Source organism: Marinomonas profundimaris (assembly GCF_000508165.1).
Lineage (GTDB): Bacteria > Pseudomonadota > Gammaproteobacteria > Pseudomonadales > Marinomonadaceae > Marinomonas > Marinomonas profundimaris.
This window is the reverse complement of record NZ_AYOZ01000003.1, coordinates 18498-41493: the sequence shown is the minus strand read 5'-3', so window position 1 is coordinate 41493 and position 22996 is coordinate 18498. Positions and strand designations below refer to the sequence as shown.

General features: G+C 44.4%; 22 protein-coding genes. 7 read left to right on the top strand and 15 right to left on the bottom strand.

Translation table 11 applies throughout. The features are described from left to right. Positions 1-2: 2 nt before the first annotated feature. The gene (gene sohB, locus D104_RS22150) at positions 3-1040 is read right to left on the bottom strand and encodes a protease SohB (RefSeq protein WP_024022841.1); all 1038 of its coding nucleotides are present in this window, start codon (positions 1038-1040) and stop codon (positions 3-5) included. Positions 1041-1214: 174 nt separating this feature from the next. Here sohB and nhaB point away from each other — a divergent pair, with 174 nt between their 5' ends. Then, the gene (gene nhaB / locus D104_RS22145; RefSeq protein WP_024022840.1) at positions 1215-2717 is read left to right on the top strand and encodes a sodium/proton antiporter NhaB; all 1503 of its coding nucleotides are present in this window, start codon (positions 1215-1217) and stop codon (positions 2715-2717) included. Positions 2718-2826: 109 nt separating this feature from the next. Here nhaB and dnaQ read toward each other — a convergent pair whose 3' ends face one another. Genes dnaQ through D104_RS22130 form a run of 3 tightly spaced genes read right to left on the bottom strand, consistent with a single transcriptional unit; the run spans position 2827 to position 4717 of the window. After that, a complete protein-coding gene (gene dnaQ, locus D104_RS22140; RefSeq protein ID WP_024022839.1) occupies positions 2827-3540 on the bottom strand; it encodes a DNA polymerase III subunit epsilon in 714 nt (237 codons plus the stop codon). Further along, the gene (gene rnhA, locus D104_RS22135; RefSeq protein ID WP_024022838.1) at positions 3537-3980 is read right to left on the bottom strand and encodes a ribonuclease HI; all 444 of its coding nucleotides are present in this window, start codon (positions 3978-3980) and stop codon (positions 3537-3539) included. Before rnhA ends, dnaQ begins: the two co-directional genes overlap by 4 nt. Continuing rightward, positions 3977-4717, bottom strand: a complete 741-nt coding sequence (locus tag D104_RS22130) for a class I SAM-dependent methyltransferase (RefSeq protein WP_024022837.1) — start codon at positions 4715-4717, stop codon at positions 3977-3979. Before D104_RS22130 ends, rnhA begins: the two co-directional genes overlap by 4 nt. Positions 4718-4814: 97 nt before the next feature. Between D104_RS22130 and gloB the strand changes: the two genes are divergently transcribed. Together gloB and D104_RS22120 are read left to right on the top strand one after the other, a co-directional pair. Further along, positions 4815-5588 carry a hydroxyacylglutathione hydrolase gene (gene gloB, locus D104_RS22125; RefSeq protein ID WP_024022836.1) on the top strand — a complete coding sequence of 258 codons (774 nt, stop codon included), beginning with the start codon at positions 4815-4817 and terminating at the stop codon, positions 5586-5588. Between the two features lie 54 nt (positions 5589-5642). Next, a complete protein-coding gene (locus tag D104_RS22120; RefSeq protein ID WP_024022835.1) occupies positions 5643-7295 on the top strand; it encodes a lytic transglycosylase in 1653 nt (550 codons plus the stop codon). A gap of 78 nt (positions 7296-7373) precedes the next feature. Here the strand turns inward: D104_RS22120 and ppnP are convergent, their stop codons facing one another. From ppnP to D104_RS22100, 4 genes are all read right to left on the bottom strand, one after another. Next, positions 7374-7664, bottom strand: a complete 291-nt coding sequence (gene ppnP, locus D104_RS22115; protein WP_024022834.1) for a pyrimidine/purine nucleoside phosphorylase — start codon at positions 7662-7664, stop codon at positions 7374-7376. Positions 7665-7719: 55 nt separating this feature from the next. Next, positions 7720-8616, bottom strand: a complete 897-nt coding sequence (gene gcvA, locus D104_RS22110; protein ID WP_036200499.1) for a transcriptional regulator GcvA — start codon at positions 8614-8616, stop codon at positions 7720-7722. A 98-nt stretch (positions 8617-8714) separates the two neighbouring features. Further along, positions 8715-10061: a DEAD/DEAH box helicase gene (locus D104_RS22105; protein WP_024022832.1), complete on the bottom strand. Its 1347-nt coding sequence runs from the start codon at positions 10059-10061 to the stop codon at positions 8715-8717. Positions 10062-10149: 88 nt separating this feature from the next. Continuing rightward, positions 10150-10695: a DUF1285 domain-containing protein gene (locus D104_RS22100; RefSeq protein WP_024022831.1), complete on the bottom strand. Its 546-nt coding sequence runs from the start codon at positions 10693-10695 to the stop codon at positions 10150-10152. Between the two features lie 171 nt (positions 10696-10866). On the opposite strand from D104_RS22100, the gene D104_RS22095 reads away from it, so the two are divergent. Continuing rightward, positions 10867-11826 (top strand): methylenetetrahydrofolate reductase, encoded by a 960-nt coding sequence (locus D104_RS22095; protein ID WP_024022830.1) that lies wholly within the window; start codon positions 10867-10869, stop codon positions 11824-11826. Here D104_RS22095 and D104_RS22090 read toward each other — a convergent pair. After that, on the bottom strand, positions 11819-12829 hold the full coding sequence (locus tag D104_RS22090; RefSeq protein ID WP_024022829.1) for a glycosyltransferase family 9 protein: 1011 nt from the start codon (positions 12827-12829) through the stop codon (positions 11819-11821). The genes D104_RS22095 and D104_RS22090 overlap by 8 nt on opposite strands. A gap of 107 nt (positions 12830-12936) precedes the next feature. Here D104_RS22090 and D104_RS22085 point away from each other — a divergent pair, with 107 nt between their 5' ends. Beyond that, positions 12937-13647 carry a 3-deoxy-D-manno-octulosonic acid kinase gene (locus tag D104_RS22085; RefSeq protein WP_024022828.1) on the top strand — a complete coding sequence of 237 codons (711 nt, stop codon included), beginning with the start codon at positions 12937-12939 and terminating at the stop codon, positions 13645-13647. Beyond that, positions 13640-14566, top strand: coding sequence for a lysophospholipid acyltransferase family protein (locus tag D104_RS22080; protein WP_024022827.1), 927 nt, complete (start codon positions 13640-13642; stop codon positions 14564-14566). The genes D104_RS22085 and D104_RS22080 overlap by 8 nt, the downstream gene beginning before the upstream one ends. An 88-nt stretch (positions 14567-14654) precedes the next feature. Here the strand turns inward: D104_RS22080 and D104_RS22075 are convergent, their stop codons facing one another. The 6 genes from D104_RS22075 to D104_RS22050 all read right to left on the bottom strand — a co-directional run bounded on the left by D104_RS22075 (position 14655) and on the right by D104_RS22050 (position 21217). Next, a complete protein-coding gene (locus tag D104_RS22075) occupies positions 14655-15641 on the bottom strand; it encodes an LLM class flavin-dependent oxidoreductase (protein WP_024022826.1) in 987 nt (328 codons plus the stop codon). 134 nt (positions 15642-15775) lie between these two features. After that, positions 15776-18124, bottom strand: coding sequence for a fatty acid cis/trans isomerase (locus D104_RS22070; RefSeq protein WP_024022825.1), 2349 nt, complete (start codon positions 18122-18124; stop codon positions 15776-15778). Between the two features lie 150 nt (positions 18125-18274). Then, positions 18275-18874, bottom strand: a complete 600-nt coding sequence (locus tag D104_RS22065) for a hypothetical protein (RefSeq protein WP_024022824.1) — start codon at positions 18872-18874, stop codon at positions 18275-18277. 67 nt (positions 18875-18941) lie between these two features. Next, positions 18942-19322, bottom strand: a complete 381-nt coding sequence (locus D104_RS22060; RefSeq protein WP_024022823.1) for a YacL family protein — start codon at positions 19320-19322, stop codon at positions 18942-18944. A gap of 11 nt (positions 19323-19333) precedes the next feature. Further along, positions 19334-20350, bottom strand: coding sequence for a ribosome biogenesis GTPase YlqF (gene ylqF, locus D104_RS22055; RefSeq protein WP_024022822.1), 1017 nt, complete (start codon positions 20348-20350; stop codon positions 19334-19336). Between the two features lie 267 nt (positions 20351-20617). After that, positions 20618-21217, bottom strand: a complete 600-nt coding sequence (locus tag D104_RS22050) for an acyl carrier protein phosphodiesterase (RefSeq protein WP_024022821.1) — start codon at positions 21215-21217, stop codon at positions 20618-20620. Between the two features lie 234 nt (positions 21218-21451). Between D104_RS22050 and D104_RS22045 the strand changes: the two genes are divergently transcribed. After that, positions 21452-22984 carry an ABC transporter substrate-binding protein gene (locus D104_RS22045; RefSeq protein ID WP_024022820.1) on the top strand — a complete coding sequence of 511 codons (1533 nt, stop codon included), beginning with the start codon at positions 21452-21454 and terminating at the stop codon, positions 22982-22984. The last annotated feature ends 12 nt before the right edge of the window (positions 22985-22996 follow it).

Genomic DNA, 22996 nt, shown 5'->3' with positions numbered 1-22996 from the left:
TACTAATAACCCCGAGATTGACTCAATTTGCCAATCCAAGAAACCGCCTTCTGCTCTAGCGCAGAGAAAAAAGACAAGCCCAAACGCTCAGCCATGCCTTTTGGTTGCTTATAAACCACTTGCACCACTTCCGCATTACCATAATGGGAAACCAAATACGCGTCGCTCGTCATCACAACATCGATCAGTTTATTTTCCAATGCCTCCGACCCGTACCAAGTATCGCCTGTTGCAATATTTTCAATATCTAATTGTGGGCGTTGACCAGATACAAAACGTTTAAACAAGTCGTGAGTGTCTTCCAAATCCTGTTTGAATTTTTCACGTCCTTCGTCGGTATTTTCACCCAACATGGTCAAGGTTCGCTTAAATTTACCCGCCGTATGGAGCTCCACATCAATTAAGCTTTTATCCAATAATCGATGCACATTCGGAATTTGCGCAACCACACCAATGGAACCAAGAATAGCAAAAGGCGCCGCAATAATTTTGTCCGCGACACACGCCATCATATAACCGCCACTGGCTGCGACCTTATCAACACACACTGTGAGCGGAATATTCGCTTCACGAATTCGCTGCAATTGAGACGCCGCCAAACCATAACCATGTACCACGCCGCCACCACTTTCCAAACGAACAACCACTTCATCGCTTGGTTTTGCCACACTTAATACGGCGGTAATTTCTTCACGCATTGACGCGACCGCAGAGGCTTTAATATCACCATCAAAATCCAACACATACAGACGTTTTTTCTCCACTGCTTCCTGTGGTGATTTTTTTTGCGCCTTTTTCTCTAACTTCTCTTTTTTCTTCTTTTCTTTCTGTCTGTCTTTAAGTACTTTTTTATCCAAAAGCTGATGGTCTAAATCAGCTTTCATCGCGTCGTAGCCTTCGTTTAACTTAGTTACAGACAAACTGCCCGGCTGCGATTTTTTCTTACCACTGGCAATAACCGCCAACAGAAAACCAATCACTAACGCGACACTAATTAACTTCAACAAAAAACCGGCATAATCAGTTAAAAATTCCAACATCTTTTCCTCTAAATATTCATAAGCTCTTGAGATAGTGGGGCTATTTTCTGAAATAGCAATATCCATTAGCCATTAATCACTATAGATACTGTTTTCTTTATCCCTTATCATCAGGCCATTAAAAAAATCATAAAAACTTGCAGACAAGTTCATGCCTTTCTAAAGGAGCAATAAATGAAAACCTCAATATCACAAGCGCTTGGAAACAATTTCCTAGGGGCCTCCCCCTTATGGTACAAACAGGCTGTGATCGCGTTTCTTATCATCAACCCAATCGCTGTGATTACCTTAGGGCCTTTCATTACGGGTTGGTTACTTATTATTGAGTTCATCTTCACATTGGCCATGGCACTTAAATGCTACCCTTTACAACCTGGCGGACTCATCGCTCTGCAAGCGGTTTTATTAGGATTAACCACATCCGACGGTGTTTACCATGAGGTCATTAAAAACTTCGACGTTATTTTGCTATTGATGTTCATGGTGGCGGGCATTTACTTTATGCAAGACATGCTGCTATTCATCTTCAATAAACTGCTGGTCAAAATACGCTCTAAAGTCATCATTTCCTTGGTGTTTAGCCTTAGTGCCGCGATTCTTTCTGCTTTTTTAGATGCACTAACGGTTACCGCCGTATTAATCAGCGTCAGTGTTGGCTTTTATTCTGTTTATCACAAAGTCGCTTCAGACCAATCAACGAATAACAAACACAACCCAAGCAGTGACGACCATATACTTCCTGTGAATCAACAAGATTTGGCCGAGTTTCGCTCTTTTCTGCGTAGCCTATTGATGCATGGCGCAATAGGCACGGCATTAGGTGGTGTATCGACGCTGGTTGGCGAACCTCAAAACTTACTCATCGCAAAAATGGCAGGCTGGGACTTCGTTGAGTTCTTCATACGTGTTGCACCAATCTCCATGCCAGTGTTGGCCTGCGGTTTACTGACTGTGGTTATTTTGGAAAAAACTCGCTGGTTTGATTATGGCGCCCTGCTTCCTGAAAATGTCCGTAACATTCTGAAAAACTTCGAAGAGGAAGAATCTAAAAAAAGCACAACCAAACACAAAGCCCAGCTTATTATTCAAGGTATTGTGGCCATTGTACTGATGCTATCCCTTGCTTTTCATGTTGCAGAAGTTGGCTTGGTTGGCTTGATGGTTATCGTTTTACTGACCGCATTTAATGGCATCACAGAAGAACACCAGATTGGCCACGCCTTCGAAGAAGCACTGCCTTTTACAGCACTACTGGTCGTGTTCTTTACCATCGTTTCGGTCATCCATGAACAACATCTTTTCCAACCGATCATTGATGTTGTCTTACACATGCCAACGCATTCCCAGCCTCTCATGTTCTTCATTGCCAATGGTATTTTGTCCGCGATCAGTGACAACGTCTTTGTCGCAACGGTATACATTGGCGAAGTAAAAGCAGCGCTGGATTCTGGTGCGATCAGCCGAGAACATTTCAATACTCTCGCGGTTGCCATTAACACAGGAACAAACCTACCAAGCGTGGCCACACCGAATGGTCAGGCCGCGTTCCTATTCTTGCTAACGTCTGCCATTGCGCCGCTATTACGCCTGTCTTATGGCAAGATGGTGTGGATGGCGTTGCCTTACACGTTTGTCCTCAGCATTGTCGGCGGCCTGTGTGTTGCCTACTTACTGTAAGCCGCTAGCAAAGTCGTAAACAATAGACATAAAAAAAGCCCTCATTTCACATGAGGGCTTTTTTTGCACTTCTGTTTATCAAAGCTCGACTGTCTTTATGCAATATCAGTTAGTGCTTAATACGCCACAAGGACTGACCCGATTTTTTATCAATCAAATCCAGCCGCTCTTCATGTACTTTTAATTCTGTATCACTGGCTCGAATGATCTTCAAAGCAGGACGATCTGCAGATAAACGACGAATCTCCCCTACCTCACCCTCTTGCTTTGAATCTGAGCCCGCGTCATTTGCCAACCCTAGACTCGTTTGCCCACCGGTCATTAACAAATAAACGTCAGCGAGAATCTCCGAGTCCAACAGGGCTCCGTGCAACTCTCGATGAGAGTTGTCTATGCCGTAACGACGACACAAGATATCGAGATTGTTTTTCTGACCTGGGTGTTTTTTTCGAGCATAAACCAAACTATCAAAAACACCACACACTTCTGCGGTTTTAGGATAGCCGCCCACTCGAGCAAACTCATGATCCATAAAACCAATATCAAAGGGCGCGTTATGGATAATAAGCTCAGCCCCTTTGATAAAATCAAAAAACTCTTGCGCTATTTCATGGAAACGCGGTTTGTCTGCCAGAAACTCATTGCTGATACCATGGACACGAAATGCCTCTTCTTCCACTTCACGATCTGGATTAATGTAGACATGGAAATGTCGCTTAGTCAGTTTACGACCAATCATCTCCACACAACCAATCTCAATGATTCTGTGACCTTGTTTCGGATCAATACCCGTTGTTTCTGTGTCGAGTATTACCTGCCTCATGATGCTGCCCTTAACTCGTCAATACCTTGATTGGCCAATTGATCTGCAATTTCGTTACCTTCAATACCAGCGTGACCTTTCACCCACTTCCATGTCACATCATGTCGCTGACACTGTTCGTCCAATGCCTGCCACAAGTCTTTGTTTTTAACCGGCTGTCTAGATGCCGTCATCCAACCTTTTCGCTTCCAGCCAGCCAACCATTCCGTAATGCCTTTTTGGACATAAGAGGAGTCGGTATATAAGGTGACAGTGCATTTTTCCTTTAATGCTCGAAGACCTTCGATTGCGCCCAACAACTCCATACGGTTGTTCGTCGTATCATGCTCGCCACCGCAAAGGTGTTTTTCATGCTCACCAAATGTAAGCCAAGCTCCCCAACCGCCAATTCCCGGATTGCCTTTACAAGCACCGTCTGTGTACATTTCTACCTTTTTCACTCTTTCATCTCTTTTGCTGCTGGTTTTGTTAAAGGAGGTACTCGCACTCGAGCACCAGACCAACGAGGTTTTAATGGTATATAACGCTTAACCTGTTTAGTTGCCGTCATCACATAAACGCCACTAAAAGGCAGTTTAAGAGGCCTCAGTATTTTATCAACCCAAGCAAACCGTGCCCGCCACTTGCCGCTTTGAAGCGGCGGCTCATAGTGAATAAAACGCTTTGTTTCTAAGGTTAAACCCGCCACCTTAAGCCAATCCTCGAGCCTTTGATGGGCAATAAAATGACCACACCAAGGCGCTTTCACTCGCTTTGAAAACAAGCGACAAAAGCCCCACAAACTCAAAGGATTAAAGCCGATAATAATGAGTTTACCACTGGGCAAGAGCGTCCTCGCAGCTTCTCGTAGATCATCATGGGGTGTAGCAGAAATGTCTAATGTATGATGAAAAACATGAACATCCACACCATCCGATTCGAAAGGCAATTCACTGGCTCTAGCCACAATCGTATTACTTGGCGCCCCAAACTCTAGAGCAGGCGCAATTAAAATACTCTCGCGTAAACGATGGTTTTGTAACGAAAAATCCCTAAGAGGAGATTGAGCCACCAAGTAATAACCCACCGCCGAATCTAGCTCGGAAGCAACCTCTTCCAACTCAAGCGCCAACAAGTTCTCACCTAAGCTACTCTTGTACCAGTTTTGAAAAAATTGTCTTGATTGATCATCCAACATACAATGAATTCTCTAATTAAAACGGCATGACGAGACACATGTTCTTTCTATCGATACGTCATGTGGAATGAAGTAACTACTATAAAGTAAACAAATTATGACCATTTTTCCGCTACCCGCCTTTCAAGACAATTATATCTGGATAATCCAAGATAAAGATAGTTCGCACATTTGGGCGGTTGACCCAGGCAAAGCAGACGTTGTTTTAAAATACTGCCAAGAAAATAACCAAAACCTCGTTGGTATTTTAATCACCCATCACCACAAAGACCATACGGGTGGCGTCGCTGAACTCAAGCAACACACAAAGTGTCCCGTTTATGGCCCAGAACACTTAAAGGGTTTGGTGACTCACCCAGTTGATGACGGCGATACTGTTTTCGTGTTTTCTCAACCATTTAGCGTTATCTCGACGCCCGGCCATACACTTGATCACCTTTGCTACTTCGCAGGACAAGGTTCTCCCGTTTTATTCAGCGGCGACACCTTATTTAAAGGTGGCTGCGGCCGCATAATGGAAGGTACCGCCGAACAAATGCTCACGGCAATGCGTAAAATAATAGCACTACCTGACGAAACGCTAATCTACGGCACGCATGAATACACGCTCGCTAACTATCGCTTTGCTTTATCATTAGAGCCTAACAATATGGCGCTAATAGAAAGCAACAATACGAGCAAAACGTTACGCCTAAACAACCAACCCACATTACCAACAACGTTGAGTTTAGAGAAAAAAACTAACCCGTTTTTACGCAGTGACCTTAACGACGTTAAAACGCAGGCAGCACAACAACTTAACGAAAAACCTGCCCACGATCCTGTGGCTGCTTTTAGCCAAGTTAGGCGTGCGAAAGATAGTTTTAGTTGACCTCTATCGCCACACCTTTAAAATGTCCAAACTTTATTCAATTTTGTGAGCTTCATGACATATAAAATTTTCTGGGTTTGCCTTGTTAGCCTAACCTTAAGCGCCTGCCAAACCGCCTCTAAAATCGAGAGAAGCAACCCATCTTCTGATCTTTTAGAAACGGCCGAAGAAGCCGATATGGTCGAAGCCGATACCGAAAAGCTAGGTTTCATTGACACCGTCCCGCCCGTGGACTCTACAACAGAAGAAGTGACGGAAGAAGACGTCATTGAACCGGTTATTGCCACCAGCAAGCCAAGAGCACCAGAAGACATCTGGGAACGCATTCGAGCTGGCTACCAATTAGACCTTGATCTAGATCGCCCTAGACTGTCGTCTCAACTTCGCTGGTTTAGTTCTCACCCATCTTACTTAGACAGAGTGTCAAAACGTGGTGAGCGTTATTTATACTACATCGTAGACGAATTAGAGAAGGCGGGCATACCAACTGAAATCGCCTTACTCCCAATCGTCGAAAGTGGCTTTGACCCTTTCGGATACAGTCACGGTCGTGCGTCTGGCCCTTGGCAATTTATCCCATCAACGGGGCAAATGTACGGCCTCGACCAAACTTGGTGGTACGACGGTCGACGTGACATTATAGGCTCGACTCAAGCGGCGATCGCTTACCTCACTCGCTTAAACAAAATGTTTGATGGCGACTGGCTACATGCCCTTGCCTCTTATAACTCTGGCGAAGGTACCGTTCGTAGAGCGATAAGAAAGAACCTAAAAGCAGGAAAGCCAACTGATTTTTGGTCGCTCGACCTTCCGAGAGAAACACGAGCCTACGTTCCAAAGTTGATCGCTCTCGCAAAAATCATCAAAAACCCAGATAAGTACAATTACTCCACGTACTTTATTCCAAACAAACCATACTTTGATGTCGTGAATATTGGCGGGCAACTGGATCTAGCACAAGCAGCGGAAATGGCTGGGGTTAGCATTGATGAAGTGTACCTTTTAAACCCAGGCTTCAACCAATGGGCAACGTCGCCCGACGGTCCACATAGACTGTTAATGCCCATTAAAAAAGCCAAACAATTTAGAACCAAGCTGGCTGAAATTCCCAATAAAGAACGCGTAACCTGGGTTCGATATACCGTAAAAGCAGGCGACAACTTGCTTCTCGTTGCAAAGCAGCACAACACAACCGTCAACGTACTACAGAACGTCAATAAAATATCGTCCACCATGATTCGTGTTGGACAAGAGTTGATGATTCCAGTTGCCGGTAACGACATTGAAAGCTACACATTAAGCTCTCACCAACGCCTGCTTGCAAAGCAATCCCGAGCGCCAAACCGAAACAGAATCAAAATAAGCTATACCGTCAATCCTGGTGATAGCTTGTGGTTGATTTCAAATAAATACGACACAGACAGCAAAACACTTGCTCGCTGGAATAGCATGGGGCTTGCTGACCCGCTCATTCCAGGAAAAAAACTCGTGGTGTGGCTAGAACCTAAGCCGTCTGAAAGCAGCACTCGAAGCGTGATGAAAAAAGTGGTTTACACCATTCGCGATGGTGAATCTTTAGCACTGGTCGCCAACAAGTTTAAAGTGTCCGTCACCGACATTAAAGATTGGAACCCGAATGTAGGCAGCCAAAAATACGTTCAACCAGGTGATAAAGTCACACTACTGGTTAATGTGGTGGGTGGCTAACCATCGACCATTAATAAAAACACCGCATAAAAAAAGGGCTGATTATATCAGCCCTTTTTTTACATTTGAGAAACTTGTTTATTCGTAACGACAAAGATAAGCGGTCGTTTCTTCCACTTTAACGTTAAAAGACTGATTCGCTTCAACAATAAACGTATCGCCTTTCAGATAAGTATCCCAACTATCTGAAGCAGGTAACTTAACCGTCAAAGCGCCAGATACGACGGTCATGTATTCTCTTTGGCTCGTGCCAAATTCATACTCTCCAATGGCCATCACACCAACGGTGGATGTGCCTTCTTTATTGTCCAACGCAATGGATTTCACTTGATCATTAAAATAACTATTTACGGTTAATACTGCGCTCATATTCAAACTCTCATTCATATTTTAAATTTTTCTGTCAGCGATCAATAAAAACACCTTAGGTATTTTTATTACCCACCATCTCTTCAATTATCCACTCTTTAAATGCCGACATCGCAGAAGTGACTGAGCGACGTTTCTCATAAACCAAGTAAAAAGATCGATTGGTAATCAAGTGTTGGTTAAACAGCACCTTTAAGCTGCCCGCTTCAATTTCGGGCATAATTAACTCTGGGTCGGTCAATGAAATACCCAACCCTTGAGCTGCCGCCCCTGCGGTTAAAGATCCGCTTGAGAACATCAAACCTCGACGAAAGAGCTTTGGGTCCAGATCGTGCTGCTGCAACCAATCGTGCCATTCATCTTTGCGTTTTGTGACATGTAAAAGTGGGTAGAAGCGCATGTCTTCAGGCGTGTTGATAGGCTGATCTGCCTTGATCAATTTTGGATTACACACTGGCGCCAATCGTGCAGGACGCAAGTAATACGCCTCCACATCTTCCCAATCACCATTACCAAAATACACTGCCATATCAATATCATTGGCAGAAAAATCGATCAAACCGGTAGAAGAGCTAATCTCAATTTGAATATCAGGATAACGATCCTGAAAACTCTGCATTCTTGGCATTAACCAACGAGTCAGAAAAGCAGGTGCCACCGCCAATCGCAACGAGCCTGATTTTTGCTTACTTTTTAATTCTGACGTTGCGTCTTCTAGTTGCTCAAAAATGCTCTTGATTGGTTTTAAATAAGACTCCCCAGCTTCCGTTAATATTACTTTGCGCTTAGTACGACGAAACAATTCAAGACCTAGAAAACTTTCTAAGCCTTTAATTTGATGACTAATAGCGGAAGGTGTTACAGACAATTCCTTGGCTGCTTTATTGAAACTGCCATGACGAGCCGCAGATTCAAAACACCTTAATGAATTTAATGGGGGTAAACGATTAATAAGCTCATCTCCAATAGATAAGAAAGATTAACCAATAGCGTGAATACGGCTCATCTGTCAATTAATAAAACACATTCGGTGAACAAGTTATTAAACGACTAATCTTCTTCGTCCGTATTGACCTGCACTTCAAAACGCTTTGGCGGTAACTTGAACGCTTCAAATCCGTCTTTTTGCTGATTATCATGGAAGCGAGCTTTACCTTGAACCTTTTTAGAGGTCTTTTTAGGCACGTTCTTTTGCGCTTTAGTGTCTATTTTTTTATTCGTTTTTCGAGCCGGTTTTGGCGGCGCCAATCCTTTAAATGTTGGCTCTAATCCTTCAACAACTTCCGTCGGAAAGGTTTTTTGCAAGAAAGCTTCAATCGCTTTAAAGTTCACCCAATCTTTAGGGCCGACTAATGAATAGGCATCACCCTTAAAGCCAGCACGGCCAGTTCGACCGGTTCTGTGAACAAACTCTTCCGCCTGTTTTGGCAAGTCGAAGTTAAATACATGAGACACACTGGCAATATCCAAGCCACGAGAAGCGACATCTGTACTCACGAGCACATCAAACTGACCTTTCGCAAAACTTTCCATGGTTTTATTACGAGCACTTTGAGACAAGTTCCCGTTCAACGCCTGAGTACTTAACCCCCAGCCAGCCACGATTTCAGACAAGCGTACCGTGTCGCTTTTGGTGGCCGTAAAAACAATGGCTTGCTTAATGGTTTGACCCGTTAAGATGTGTTTCAGCAAGGCCTCTTTATGATCCAAATGATCACAAAGCAATACATGCTGCGTAATATCCGTGTGTTCATCAAAGCCCTGTCCGACGGCCACTCGTGAAGGTTCACGCAATAGTTCGCTGGCAATGCCACTGACTTCGGTATTGTCTAACGTTGCAGAGAAGAACAAGGTTTGGCGTTGTCGATGATTGGCGGCCGCATTAATCGCTCTCATTGCATCCGCAAAGCCCAAATCCAACATACGATCGGCTTCGTCCAGAATAAGCAACTCTAAACCTTCAAGAAAAACATGACGTTGCTTTAAATGATCAACCAACCGACCTGGTGTCGCAACAATAAAATGCGGGTCTTTCTGAAGCATTTTATGCTGATCATTAAAGTTCTCGCCGCCCTGAATAAGGATCGATGTAAAACGACTGGACGCTAACAAAAGGCGTAACTGACCAAAAACTTGCTTTGCTAGCTCACGCGTTGGCACCAAAATAACCACACGCGGGTCTCGCTTGGACAAGGCTTTTTTCTTGTATACGCGATGCAGCGCAGGCAAAAGATAAGCGAGTGTTTTTCCTGAACCCGTTTTTGACGACGCCAGTAAGTCTCTGCCAGCCATGGCTTCTGGAATTGCACGAGTTTGAATCTCTGTAGCTTCATCAAACCCCAAATGGCCAATGGACTTTAAAATGCGATTATCAAAACCAAATTCTTCGAATAACAAACAAACACCCCTTCAAAAACTAAAAACCGTACGCACACAGATCGTCACGTCTAATTCGCTCATTATAACCTAGACAGGCCAAAACCCGTTATGCATCTTGCAATAAAAGATAGCTTTTACCCGCACTTATTAACCCCATTCCGTCACCTTCAGACGTATCCACTCGCTCCAAGTACTCAGCCACACCATAAAATACATTTCGACCAACCAATGCCTTCATGCCGTAGCGCATGGAAACATAAGGACGTTCTTCACCCGAAAACGACGCCATCCAGATATCGCAATCTATTCCGAGTATCAATACATCCTCTGTTTGCGTTTTGAACTCAATAGATCGTCCTTTTTCTGTGTCTATCCACTGCCAGGCAGTTACCAAAAAAGGCGCATCCTCGACTTGAATCCGAACCTTTTCAACCGGTGTAACCAAAAAGTATTCACCCGCCTCATGCCAAAGAATACGACTAAATAGAGAGACCATGGACGATCGCTTGATCTTACCGCCTTCATGAAACCATTCACCGTTGGCCTTAATCACAAGATTCATATCACCACAAAAAGGAGGTGTCCAAGTATGCACTGGCGGCAGCGCTGACGACTTACTGATAGGCAAACCTTTTAACTCAATATTTGACATAAACACGCTCTTTTTATCTGAGGCAGATTAGCCGCCTTCACTTCATCTACAATATTATTCAACTTCTAAGCGAAGCCTTGAATTCATTTCACTGTTAGAATAACCCCATCAAACAAATTTACCGAGGTGCAGAACAACATTATCTGCCTCGTCTACTTAGAGTGTGACATTATGAAATCGCAATTAGCAACAAAGTTTCAAGATCCGAGCCGAGGCATTTATTTCATCGGTACGACACCACCAAAATCATCACTTGTAGAAGAGCAACTGGTGGAAATCAGCCAAAAATTGCTAGAGCGCCTAAACGGTATCGATGTAGACGGTTTGATTGTCTATGACATTCAAGACGAAACCAGCCGCATAGACAAACCACGCCCATTCCCTTTTATGGAAACACATGACCCAAGAGCATGGTCGAAACGCCTTCATCAGCAGTCTGAAAAGCCAGTCATTACCTACAAATCCGTTTCATCACGCAGTTCTGAAGCGTTCTCTGGCTGGTTAACGGAAGCATGGGAAGAGTATGGCATTCGCGATTTGGTTTTGGTTGGGTCGCCCTCTTCAAATGGCGACATCAAACTGCCGTTACCCCAAGCGTATGACGCGCTCAAACAATCGCCTCACAACTTCAACTTAGGTGGCGTCACGATTGCAGAACGTCACGCTAAAAAAGGCGATGAGCATTTACGCCTGTTAAAAAAATCCGATTCAGGGTGTGATTTTTTCATCTCCCAAGCGGTCTATAACCACCAAGCAACCGCCGATTTAATCAGCCGTTACGCGCGAGAATGTAAGAAAAGAGGCGAAACGCCAAAACGCATCATTTTGACATTCACGCCTTGCGGCAGCGCGAAAACCCTAGAATTTATGGAGTGGCTGGGCATCTCCGTTCCTGACGCAACAAAACACCGCATCCTAGACGCAGAAGCACCACTGGAAGAATCCATTAAAATTTGTCGCAACGCCTTGGAACAGATCATAGAAACGGCATTACCACTTGGCGTACCTCTTGGCTTAAACATTGAGAGCCTAACCAACAGAAAAGAAGAGATCGACGCCTCTATCCAGTTGTACAAACTGTTAAAGGCGACACTAGATCTTAAACTAGCGGAACAATCACTGACTAAATAAGCGCCTCTAATTTAGCCAACACTTGCTCTACACGAATGTGCTGCATGGCCTCATGGTCATGCACACGAGTCGACCAAGGTAATTCAGAAGCTGGCTTCTGATACTCTTTTTCAACCAACACATCATAAACACTGATCACCTTGTCCAAATCTTGATAAGGCCCAGTACGCTCCGGATTTGAATGCGCGTACAAACCCAAAACTGGCGTTCCTACCAAGGTCGACATGTGAGCAGGCCCGGTATCTGGACTCACCACAAGTGACGCACCTTTTAACACCGACAACATCATATTAAGCGGTGTTTTACCCACCAAATTAATAACACTCTCTTTGCGATGGGCAATAACGTCTTCCGCAAACGCCGCTTCGTCCTTCGAAGGACCACCCGTTACGACCGGCGTTATGCCTTTTTTAAGCAAGCAATCGATCACAGCCTGATAGCCTTCAACTGTCCAGTTACGGTCAGCTTTAGAAGCAGAAGGGTTAATCACCACATACCGTTCTGGCAAATCAAAACGCACTTCGGGCAAAGACAGTTCGCATGGCAGCGACGGCTCGGTTACGCCCAGCACACTGGCAATCGATAAGAAAGAATCCAACACATGCTCGCCTTTCGGCTCAGGTGCTAGCTCATTGACAAACCAGCTTTGCTTCTCCCGAGAATGCGACAACGCAAAGCCAATTCGTCGTTTTGCTTTCAGCATGCGTGATACAAGGCTAGCCCGAAAAGACCACTGCAAATGCAGTAATACATCGAATGACTGATGGTTAAGTAAAGATCGCAGCGCGAACAAACCAGAAAATCCCGTTTTTTTATCGTATTCAACCACTCTGACACCTTCGAGCAATCGAACCAGATTCGCCTCTAAAGGAGACGTTACCCAAGTGACCTGCATAGTAGGATGACGTTTCATAATAGATTGAACCACTGCCATCGCGTGGCACACATCACCTAATGCCGATAAACGGATCACGGCCAAATGCTGAATATTCTCTTGTTGCATGTGTTCCTCTAGGGCTGTTTAAACTCAGCAAGTATTATAGAATAGTCGCTCTTGAATGTGTCCATATTTATAGGCACCACAAAGAACACCATAATGAAGCGAGTAACATGCCACAAACCGTCAAAATATCACCGACAACCACCTTGTTAAAAAGTGACCTAGCATTGCCTATCTCGCCGTTATGGCTTGATTCTGCATTCTGGCAATCACAAAATGCCTTAACAGGAATCGGCAACGGACGAGGTGAAGTTTGGTTTGTTAACAGTCAATTTGGAGACTTTGTCATCCGTCGCTATCGACGTGGCGGCCTGGTCGCTAAATTCAACAAAAGCCACTTTCTTTTTACAGGGCTAGAACAAACTCGACCGTGGCTTGAGCTCAGTCTTTTAGAAAAAATGACCCAGTTGTCTCTTCCCGTACCCAGACCAATCGGAGGCATTTTCACCGTTCGATTCGGTTTTTATCAAGCAGTACTGCTGACTGAAACCATTAAAGGCGCACAAGACCTTTTTGATATAATCAAAAGCCATCAAGCGGATACCGTAAATTGGTGTGAAATAGGCAAGGTCATCAAACGCTTTCATGACAACGGCATCTATCATTCAGACCTGAATTGCCACAACATAATGATCGATAATCAACAGAAAATATGGGTTATCGATTTCGATAAATGCGAGCAAAGAGACCCGCACAATGATTGGATGCAGTCCAATCTTGATCGCCTTAAGCGCTCACTCGACAAAGAATCCAGTAAACACTCCAATTTTCACGTATCAGAAAAGCAATGGCAGGCTTTTTTAGAGGGATACCATGGCTAAGCAAAGTACATTAGACAAAAATATTCTGCATTTTCTTGGGCCAAAACATTGGCTAACATGGTTAGGAATGGGCATTGCTTACGCCTTAAGTTTTTTGCCGTGGTTCATACAAAAGTTTCTTGGAAAAGCGCTGGGGAATCTACACCGTGCTCTCAGCCCAAATCGCCGTCACATCTGTGACGTCAATTTACACATGTGCTACCCAGAAATGACCATCAAAGAAAGACAATCCTTAACCAAAGCGCACTTTGAAAGCATGGGAATAGGTGTGTTTGAAATGTTTGCCACTTGGTTTCAAGACAGAAGCAAAACCATTTCAAAAGTCAGCTTCCACAATGAAGATGTCGTCGAAAAAGCCCTTTCGAAAGGAAAAGGCTGCATCATTATCGGGGCCCACTTTTCTTCTATTGATCTTTGTGGAACTCACATGGCGCGCTATATTGATGTGCACCCAATTTACAAGTTACAACGTAACCCTGTCATGAACTGGGTCATGGAACGACAGCGCCGAAAGATTTTTTCAAAAACCATTGAGCGCCGCAATGTACGAGAAGTCATAAAATCATTAAAACAAAACAAAGCCGTCTGGTACGCCGTCGATCAAGATTATGGCCGAAAAAATTCGGTTTTTGCGCCATTCTACGGACATGAATGCGCCACTATTTCACACATCAGCCGACTCGCTAAATCCACCCAAGCAGCCATTTTGCTTTATGACTACGGGCGCACAGAAAAAGGCTATTTTCTATCCCTTACTGAGCTGGAAGATTATCCAACGGGTGATGAAGTACAAGACGCCACCAAAATAAATCAATTAATTGAACAACAAATCGAACCAAAGAAAGCACAGTATTTTTGGTCTCATCGTCGCTTTAAAACACAAGCGATAGAAGGCACTCCCTCCCCTTACTCAAAATAAACAAAAAGGCCACTGAAAAATATTATCCAGCGGCCTTTGATCTATCGTTTTACTCTAATCACAACCTAGTCAATTACTCGGTAATCTATCACTCAAGCGTATCACGGACTTCCGCCATCAAACGCAATGACTTTAGCCTGGCCTCGGGGTCATGAATCGGCATGGAAACAATCAATTCATCTACCTTTGTTACGTCTAAAAAACGAGTTAATTGAAACGCCACAGACTCTTTGGAACCCACAATCGCGTATTGCAACATATGCTCAACCATATGCTTTTCGCTCGGCGACCAAATATCATCCATAGACACCACTGGTTTGGCAAATGGCACATTACGATTACGGCGTAAATTTACAAATTGCTGCTGTGCTGAGGTGAATAAATACTTTGCTTCTTCATCGGTGTCTGCAACAACCGCCATCACACCCGCCATGGTATGCGGTTTCTCATTCTGTTCTGATGGCTTGAAGTTTCTACGGTAAACCGTCAGCGCTTGAATCAATTGATCCGGCGCAAAATGAGAGGCAAAAGAATACGGCAAACCAAATTCAGCGGCGACTTGAGCACTGTATAAGCTGGAACCCAGCATCCATATAGGAACATGGGTATTTCTTCCAGGCACTGCCATCACGCCTTGCTCGCCACTTCCAAGCAACCGTTGCAGCTCCAAAACGTCATCAGGATAACTGTCGACAGACGCATCCATGTTTCGGCGTAACGCGCGTGCCGTTAACATGTCCGTGCCTGGTGCGCGACCCAACCCCAAATCAATACGATTCGGATACAACTCCGCCAAGGTACCGAATTGCTCAGCAATCACCAAGGGCGAGTGATTTGGCAGCATAACACCACCAGAGCCGAGACGAATGTTAGACGTTGCTGAACCGAGGTACGACAACACCACCGACGTGGCAGAACTGGCAACACCAGCCATACCGTGGTGTTCCGCCAACCAAAAACGCAAATAGTTGTTTTCTTCGGCGGCCATCGCCATTTTTCGGCTCATCGCCAAAGAGTCTGCAACAGAATAGCCATCCGCAACAGGTGCAAGATCAAGAATAGAAAAAGGAACCATAATGTTTTCCCAGTAACAGAGTTTTCCAACAATGGAGAATACCCAGTATTTTGGGCCCATATATTACGGAAACAAGGGTTCAATATTGCAGAAAATGCAGAAGAACAAACAACAATCCGCTCTCCTGTCTTTTATTATCTGTTTTCGAGTCGATTATAATCCAGTATTCCACTTTCTCTTGGACGGTCTTGACGATTTAAGTTGGCAATTGCATCACTCACAAACCAAAAATTTGGATGCGTTCTACGAATCCCAAAACTGTCTAAAAGCGCCGAGTAATCTTTTTGTGTTTTCAGCATTGCGACTTGATTCGCCCAATCAATCAGCTCACCTTCCTCTACTTGCATTAGCGCATTCGGGTAATCCCCTAAAACACCTTTCGCCAAAGTAATGCCATCTTCTGCGGGTAATCTCGCCGCTTCTTCATCCAATAAACTCGAAATATTAGCATGGGCTTTGTTATGAATAAGGCTAATCACTTCCATAGGAACACCTTGCTTTGTCACCAACACAGTCACAACATTGGGCAAAAATACCAAACCACCGCCCCGTTTCGCTTGAAGGCGATATAACGCTTTTCGCTGGTCATCTGTCAGTTTACTTTGCTCAAGGTCATAATTGTGATCCAACACCCTCGCCAATTTCTTCCGTAGCTTTTCATACAATTCGGACTGATGATCATTGGTCTCATAGGCAATTTGCGTTTGTCGATCAATTTTAATGTAATCACTGAAAATGTAGTTTTTGATCGTCTCGTTAGCGTCTCTGTACCAATACTTGCGAATCGATTCCCGGTCTTCTTTTGGCAATAACAGCAAGAAATTCATTTCACCTTCCATGCGCAAGAAATCCATATACAAACGCGTCACGAGCTGATGCCCAACATTGCCATACACATCAAAACCCGCCACCAGCAAGTAATGGATTCGCTCTAACAAGGGGTAATCAATTACCCAAGCGGTTTTAGGTTGCTGACCTACCATGCCTTTTACCACAGAGGCATTATCAAAATGACGAAAGATAGTCAGCGCTGCATTTTTGTTACTGCCATCGCCATCCCAAATCAAATCCAAATCAATGGGCACCGTTTTGCCCGCTTCACTTTGAAACAACGCCGCTTTCGCTGATAGGTAAGATTTTTGCTGCTCAGAAAAACCAATCCAAGACGCCGGGTTCAAGGTATTACTGGACCCAACTGCAGGCAAATCCAAATCCTGCACCTGATCTTCTAAATAATCGGCAGAGCCTTTGTTGTAAACCACTTCTGGATCAATAAAATACACCCAAAATTGCTCATTGATCACATTCACTGCGACTTGGCCACGACAAACTGGCCCCTTAATAAAGGCCATGATGGTTTTTTGAGAATGGTCCAGCAAGAACCGATAACGAGCGTGTGCAGGGATTTCACGGAAAGCCTTGAATGGGTTAGTCGCGACTTTCACATCATAACCAGGGTCTTTTGTGACGCTATAATCTTCATCATAAAAGTAAGACATCCAACGCTTATAGCGCGCTTCATCCAACTGCATAGGAATGTGATTTTTTTGTACTTTTACTTCTGGGTCTAGCCAAAGTCGGTAATAAACATGATCAACACCGGGGTCATCATAAGGTCGACGCGTTGCAATTCGATCAATTGCCTCACCTGATGGAGTCCTAGAACGCACCAACTGGAAACGATACGCTTCACCACCATCAAGATACAAACTGTACAGATACAAATGCTCATAAATGTATCGAGAGATGAGCTGTCCCTTAAGATTGTCACTGTTTAATCGTGACTCCCACAAAGTGACTTGCTGCTGCAGCGCCTCCGGCAGCGCTTCTGCTTTAGGCATTTTTCCGCCTTTCGCGAGCCAACGCGTTAATACATCGTATTCGTTGGCATTTAAAGCAGGAAGACCATAAGGCATTCCCCAGTTCGGATAGTCTTGCTCAAATTGAGGGTATTCTTCGATGCTCACACATTGCTGATCCCGAGCCAATGAAAAGTCGTAATCGTCCGACAATACAGGTTGAGTAAAGCTGCCCTGCCTTTTCCGTAATGCAATTGCTCGATACAACAAGCTACCCTGCAAATTGGCGGATGGCGACTGCTCTCGCTCATTCAATACGGGGTGAAAACCTTTTTTTCGCCAATCTTCCGTGGTTTTACCATCAATAAATAAACGCGTCGGAGAAGATGCCAATAAACGAGTACCATCATACACAAGCTCTTTGGAACCGCCTCGTTCGATGCCGCCAGAAGCCGTAAATTTCAACTGACAAGGCGCATCATAACAAGCGTGACATGACACACATCGACTGTCCAAAATAGGTTTAACTTGCTCTTTATAAAAAGCAGCGTCTTCTTCACTGACATCGCCGACACGATGCGCAGGATCTTGTTCGCCAAATACCACATCAAATTGATGTGTTGCATAAGCCGCACAACCAGAAATAAGCACAAGCGAACAAAGTAAGATCAACCACCGAGACATAAAAAGGTTCCTATTTTTCATTTCATCTGATTTACAGCGCACTTGTAATAATGCGGCACAAGACCAACGTCTGCCAACTTTCATAGCGTGTCATAAATAAAAAAAACGCCATTTAAGGCGTTTTTATTCAGCAAATTCAGTGATCAGCGTTTACTCATCATCGACAATGCCATCGTCTGGGTAATCATCCGACAACTCATAAGAGTCATCACCCATGTCATCATTTGCTAGCATTAACGCATCTTCATACGCGCCGCCAAATTCAATACGAGTAATGTCATATAAATCGTATTCAAATGTATCATCAAACCAACGAGCATCAGAGCCAATTTCTTCCAACTCATAAGTCACAGCATCGGCTTTAATCACACGACCAATTTCGCAGCTGTCGGGTTCCACTTCTTCACGATGAAGCGTTACCAAACCAAACTCTTCGCTAATATCAATCAGCAAGACAGCCAAGTCATCTAATTCGACTTCTGGATCTACGACCTCTTCACCACGAAGCGACAATACTTTCTTCTGGAAATCATTAAAGGGAGCTGGATGCGCAAAATCGCTAATGTCTTCTAAAAATAAAACTTGGTAGCCATTTAAACGAACACTGTCATCCACTAACTGGAGCAAAACCATTTCTTCGTTGGCATCCACAACAAAACCGTCCGTCCAGCTATCTGGCCCGTCCAGTTCTTCACGAAAAATGCGAACTACATTGTTTCGAGTGCGTGCTTTTTCCAATTCGATGAGCATATTGGCTCCCTAAAAACGTAATAAAATAAACACTTGCTAGTGTAAACCCAGCCAGCAAAAGGAACAACTACTGCAGCACTTCATGCCAGTTTTCAATCATATTTATCAAGTCTTCCAAGCCGCATTCTGCTTGAATGCCATCCGTAGACGTTTGATAAAAGCTTTCTTGAGTATCAAACATCGCTTTTATTTCTTCTTCCGCCGAATCTAAGTCCACTTGTCGCGACACAGACACACCCTCTTCACTCAAAATAACATCAAACGGACCGTGTTTGAATTCGGTCGTTTCTTTTTCAGTTTCAGCCAATCGAGCCGCCATTAATACTCGCTGGATACTTTCTAATTCGCGCACATATTCGGAAACCCACTCACCAATAGCAGCGAACTCGTAGCCGGTATAAATGCGATAAACATTTTCGTCCTGATCAAAGGCAATTTCATAATCCATGACCGTGAACCTCACTGTTTGTCATCTGTTTTCTCTTCTTGATTTGTTGCTGAAGCATGTTCTGCTTGTTGCGCTTGATTGTTACGGTAAGCGCGGTTACTCGCTTGTTGGCGCTGAGGAATCGCAGCCGCTAGTCTTGCTTGTCTGACCGCTTCTTTTTTCGCTTTTGCCTCTTCTACCAAACGCTCTTCAATCGCAATCATTTCTGGTGTTTCCATAACATAAGGGCCAATCGCACCAGTCCTTACATCATTCAAAAAAACTTCTGCTGCTTTATGCATATCAACTTTGCCGCCAGCACGCAATGCGCCTCGCTTGGAGCCGATCACTTTCAAAACATCGAATGGATCTGGAGCAAGTTCTTTCAGCTTATAACGAGTGACCAACGCGTCTTGGTAATCCTTGATAAAGAACTTTAATCCAACCAGCGCCACATCTTCATAATCAATCGCTGTATCACGCACCGCGCCTGTGACCGCTAAACGATAACTCGCGTCTGGGTTTTCGATCTTTGGCCACAATATTCCCGGTGTATCGAGTAATTGAAAACCATTGGTTACTTTCAGCTTTTGCTGCGACTTCGTTACCGCAGGCTCATCGCCCACTTTTGCGACACGACGACCCAATAATGCGTTCATCAAACTGGACTTGCCAACATTGGGAATGCCCGCAATCATCGCGCGAATTGGTTTTTCAGCACTGCCTCTATGGGGAACCATTTGGCTCACCCATTGGCTAATCTTCGCGACGTCTGCTTTGTCTAGCGTAGAAAAAGGATGCGCTAGAATCGTCTCGCTGCCCTGCCAGTGCGCTAACCATAAGTCTAGTCGAGCTTTGTCTGCTAGGTCTTTTTTATTGAGAAGGCGAAGAACAGGAACGTCTCCACGCAATGTATTGAGCATAGGATTTTGGCTGGAATCAGGAATACGGGCATCCAATACCTCAATAACGATATCTACCTGCGTCATGACTTCTTCGATTTCTCGACGCGCTTTGTTCATGTGCCCTGGATACCACTGAACGCTCACCTTAACTCTCCCATTATGACCTAGTCTTTTTCGGTGGCGGATTCTACCACAAGTTCCAACAAGATAGAGAAAATACTCTGCCTCTATTAAATGTACTTCAAATGCAGCAATCGCTTGTAATCTGACGTAAATCAAGGCGATGCGCCGTAAAATACCTATACTCAATCATTCCATCTAAGCGTGAGCAAGGAATCTGCACCGAGCCTCTCGCTTACATGGTTGTTCTCTCGATAGGGTCGGCTATATTTATTATCGCCAACAGACCCATTAGCCGAGGCTGTGTGTGGCCTCGGCTTTTTTCATTTCACACTCAACGTAATCGAGTAGGTCTGGATATAGGGCCAAAAAAGGCGCTTCCGCTTGTTCTATTATTTGCGGCAAATCGTCTAAAAAATATTGTAAATGCTCGCCATATCGCCAACGGCGCATAATCGATAAAATCGCTTTTTCAACGCCCTCAATAGTGCCCAAATTAGGCAACCAATTTTCTCGCTCTAACGAAGCGATCATATTTTTTAAACGCTCTGGACTGCGGTCTTTGTCTTTGACTAATTCCAACACGGCTTGATCACAGAAAACACCCAACGGCACTGAGCCAAATTTTGCCCAATATTGTATTAACCAGTAGTCCATAACGATGTCTTGTACAATGCCAGCAAATCGGCGGCGACCTTTTCGTGGCATAGAACGAAAATGCACACTCGCATCGTGCTTATCCACCATGACATCCACCTGCTGATGCAAGCGCCAACCCACCAATAAATCAGGGGCCAACGTGCTCACATCGACGGGGAAGTCTCCCAGCAAATTACCAACCCAAGACGTGTTCGTAATAGACGCAATGTGTAGGTGTGAAAAATAATTCATCTTTCTCAGTATCACTTCAATTTAAGTTTATAAAAATAAAGCACAGTTTTTGTCTAATTATGTCAACATGACATCGTCTTACTGTCTTTTTGCTCATTTATTTGTAGAATGACACACCGTCTATATGGTCAGGATTTGTTCACGCTGCCCACAAACCTTGTTTTTTCGACCGCAGACGAAAAATCCGAGAAAGACGATCTCATCACAAGCCATCCCAAAAAGAGACCTAAAATAATGAAAATAAAGGTTATTATAGCCTGCTGTTTGGCTCTAATCTTATGGAATAAGGCAACGGCGACAACACTTAGAGTGGCTTTTGATGCCGATCCGATCTCATTGGACCCGCATGAACAACTTTCAGAAGGGACGCTGCAGTTTTCACATCTTGTGTTTGACCCTTTATTACGCTGGAAACAGAACGGTCAATTCGAGCCTCGTCTCGCCACACACTGGCAGCGCATAGATTCTCGAACCATACGCTTTTATTTAAGAAAGAATATTACGTTTCATTCTGGCAACCCGTTTTCAGCAAAAGACGTGGTTTACACCATTAATCGTCTGAAAAAATCCCCCGACTTTCGCGCCATGTTCGACACCATTGCGTCGGTTTCCGCAATCGACGATTACACTATTGATGTGCACGCAACCACGCCCAATCCATTGTTACTGAACATCATGACGTATGTTTTCCCTATGGATAAGGCGTTCTATCAAGGCAAAGACCAAATTATCAAATATGGCGAAACCTTCGCTTCGCGTCACGTTTCAGGAACCGGGCCATTTACCCTCGTTAGCCGAGAACTTGGCAGCCGAATGGAACTCAAACGAAACCCAAATTATTGGGATAAACATTCGGTCGGCAACGTAGACGACATCATAATGACGCCAATCCGTGCGGATTCCACACGACTCGCTGCACTGCTTTCTGGCGATGTGGATTTTATTTTTCCCGTGTCACCCATTGATATCGAACGGACGAAAAAAGTCTCTGGCATTCAATTGGTGACATTGCCAAGCACTCGCATCTTATTGCTGCACATGAATCAAAAACGCCGAAAAGAATTTCGCGACGTCAGAGTCCGAAAGGCCATCAATCTAGCCATCAATCAGTCACTCATCGTGGAAAAAATTCTAAAAGGCTACGCCACACCCGCCGGTCAATTGAGCGCTGACCGTTTTCTAGGCCATATTAACGACTTACAACCCGAATACGATTTACCCAAAGCATTGGCACTAATGAAAGAAGCCGGATATGTAAAAGGCTTTCGCATAAGTATGATGGCGCCCAACAATCGTTACATGAACGATGAAAAAGTGGCCCAAGCCATCACCGCCATGCTCGCTAGAATACACATTACGGTCGAGCTAAAAACGTTACCAAAAGCGCAATACTTTAAGGAATTTGATAATCGCGCAGCAGATATGATGATGCTGGGTTGGCAATCTGACACCATGGACTCCAACAATCTATTTGAATTTATTATCGCTTGTCCCGATGCCAAAACAGGATTAGGTGCTTATAATGCCAGCGAATATTGCGAACGCAGCATAGATGACAACATTCATCAGGCCAATCGTGAAATGAACCCCGAAAGGCGCCTTCGCCTTATGCAGCAAGTAGAGCGAACACTCTACAAAGACGCCGCCATTGTCCCGCTATACTGGCAATCCCTTATTTGGGCCGCTAAGGACAATGTTAAAATACAAGACATCGTTAATGACCAAAACTACCCGCACTTGGGGGACTTGTTCGTTGAGAGCAAATAAACACACAACACC

What these genes read in the sequence shown, in the direction of transcription:
- D104_RS22065 (WP_024022824.1), bottom strand. Translation starts at nt 18,874, where the DNA reads ATGCTCATCGAATTGGAAAAAGCACGCACTCGAAACAATGTAGTTCGC.
- D104_RS22075 (WP_024022826.1), bottom strand. Translation starts at nt 15,641, where the DNA reads ATGGTTCCTTTTTCTATTCTTGATCTTGCACCTGTTGCGGATGGCTAT.
- D104_RS22085 (WP_024022828.1), top strand. Translation starts at nt 12,937, where the DNA reads ATGCCACAAACCGTCAAAATATCACCGACAACCACCTTGTTAAAAAGT.
- sohB (WP_024022841.1), bottom strand. Translation starts at nt 1,040, where the DNA reads ATGTTGGAATTTTTAACTGATTATGCCGGTTTTTTGTTGAAGTTAATT.
- D104_RS22045 (WP_024022820.1), top strand. Translation starts at nt 21,452, where the DNA reads ATGAAAATAAAGGTTATTATAGCCTGCTGTTTGGCTCTAATCTTATGG.
- D104_RS22120 (WP_024022835.1), top strand. Translation starts at nt 5,643, where the DNA reads ATGACATATAAAATTTTCTGGGTTTGCCTTGTTAGCCTAACCTTAAGC.
- dnaQ (WP_024022839.1), bottom strand. Translation starts at nt 3,540, where the DNA reads ATGAGGCAGGTAATACTCGACACAGAAACAACGGGTATTGATCCGAAA.
- ppnP (WP_024022834.1), bottom strand. Translation starts at nt 7,664, where the DNA reads ATGAGCGCAGTATTAACCGTAAATAGTTATTTTAATGATCAAGTGAAA.
- D104_RS22090 (WP_024022829.1), bottom strand. Translation starts at nt 12,829, where the DNA reads ATGCAACAAGAGAATATTCAGCATTTGGCCGTGATCCGTTTATCGGCA.
- gloB (WP_024022836.1), top strand. Translation starts at nt 4,815, where the DNA reads ATGACCATTTTTCCGCTACCCGCCTTTCAAGACAATTATATCTGGATA.
- D104_RS22100 (WP_024022831.1), bottom strand. Translation starts at nt 10,695, where the DNA reads ATGTCAAATATTGAGTTAAAAGGTTTGCCTATCAGTAAGTCGTCAGCG.
- D104_RS22130 (WP_024022837.1), bottom strand. Translation starts at nt 4,717, where the DNA reads ATGTTGGATGATCAATCAAGACAATTTTTTCAAAACTGGTACAAGAGT.
- D104_RS22050 (WP_024022821.1), bottom strand. Translation starts at nt 21,217, where the DNA reads ATGAATTATTTTTCACACCTACACATTGCGTCTATTACGAACACGTCT.
- D104_RS22095 (WP_024022830.1), top strand. Translation starts at nt 10,867, where the DNA reads ATGAAATCGCAATTAGCAACAAAGTTTCAAGATCCGAGCCGAGGCATT.
- D104_RS22070 (WP_024022825.1), bottom strand. Translation starts at nt 18,124, where the DNA reads ATGTCTCGGTGGTTGATCTTACTTTGTTCGCTTGTGCTTATTTCTGGT.
- D104_RS22060 (WP_024022823.1), bottom strand. Translation starts at nt 19,322, where the DNA reads ATGGATTATGAAATTGCCTTTGATCAGGACGAAAATGTTTATCGCATT.
- D104_RS22080 (WP_024022827.1), top strand. Translation starts at nt 13,640, where the DNA reads ATGGCTAAGCAAAGTACATTAGACAAAAATATTCTGCATTTTCTTGGG.
- nhaB (WP_024022840.1), top strand. Translation starts at nt 1,215, where the DNA reads ATGAAAACCTCAATATCACAAGCGCTTGGAAACAATTTCCTAGGGGCC.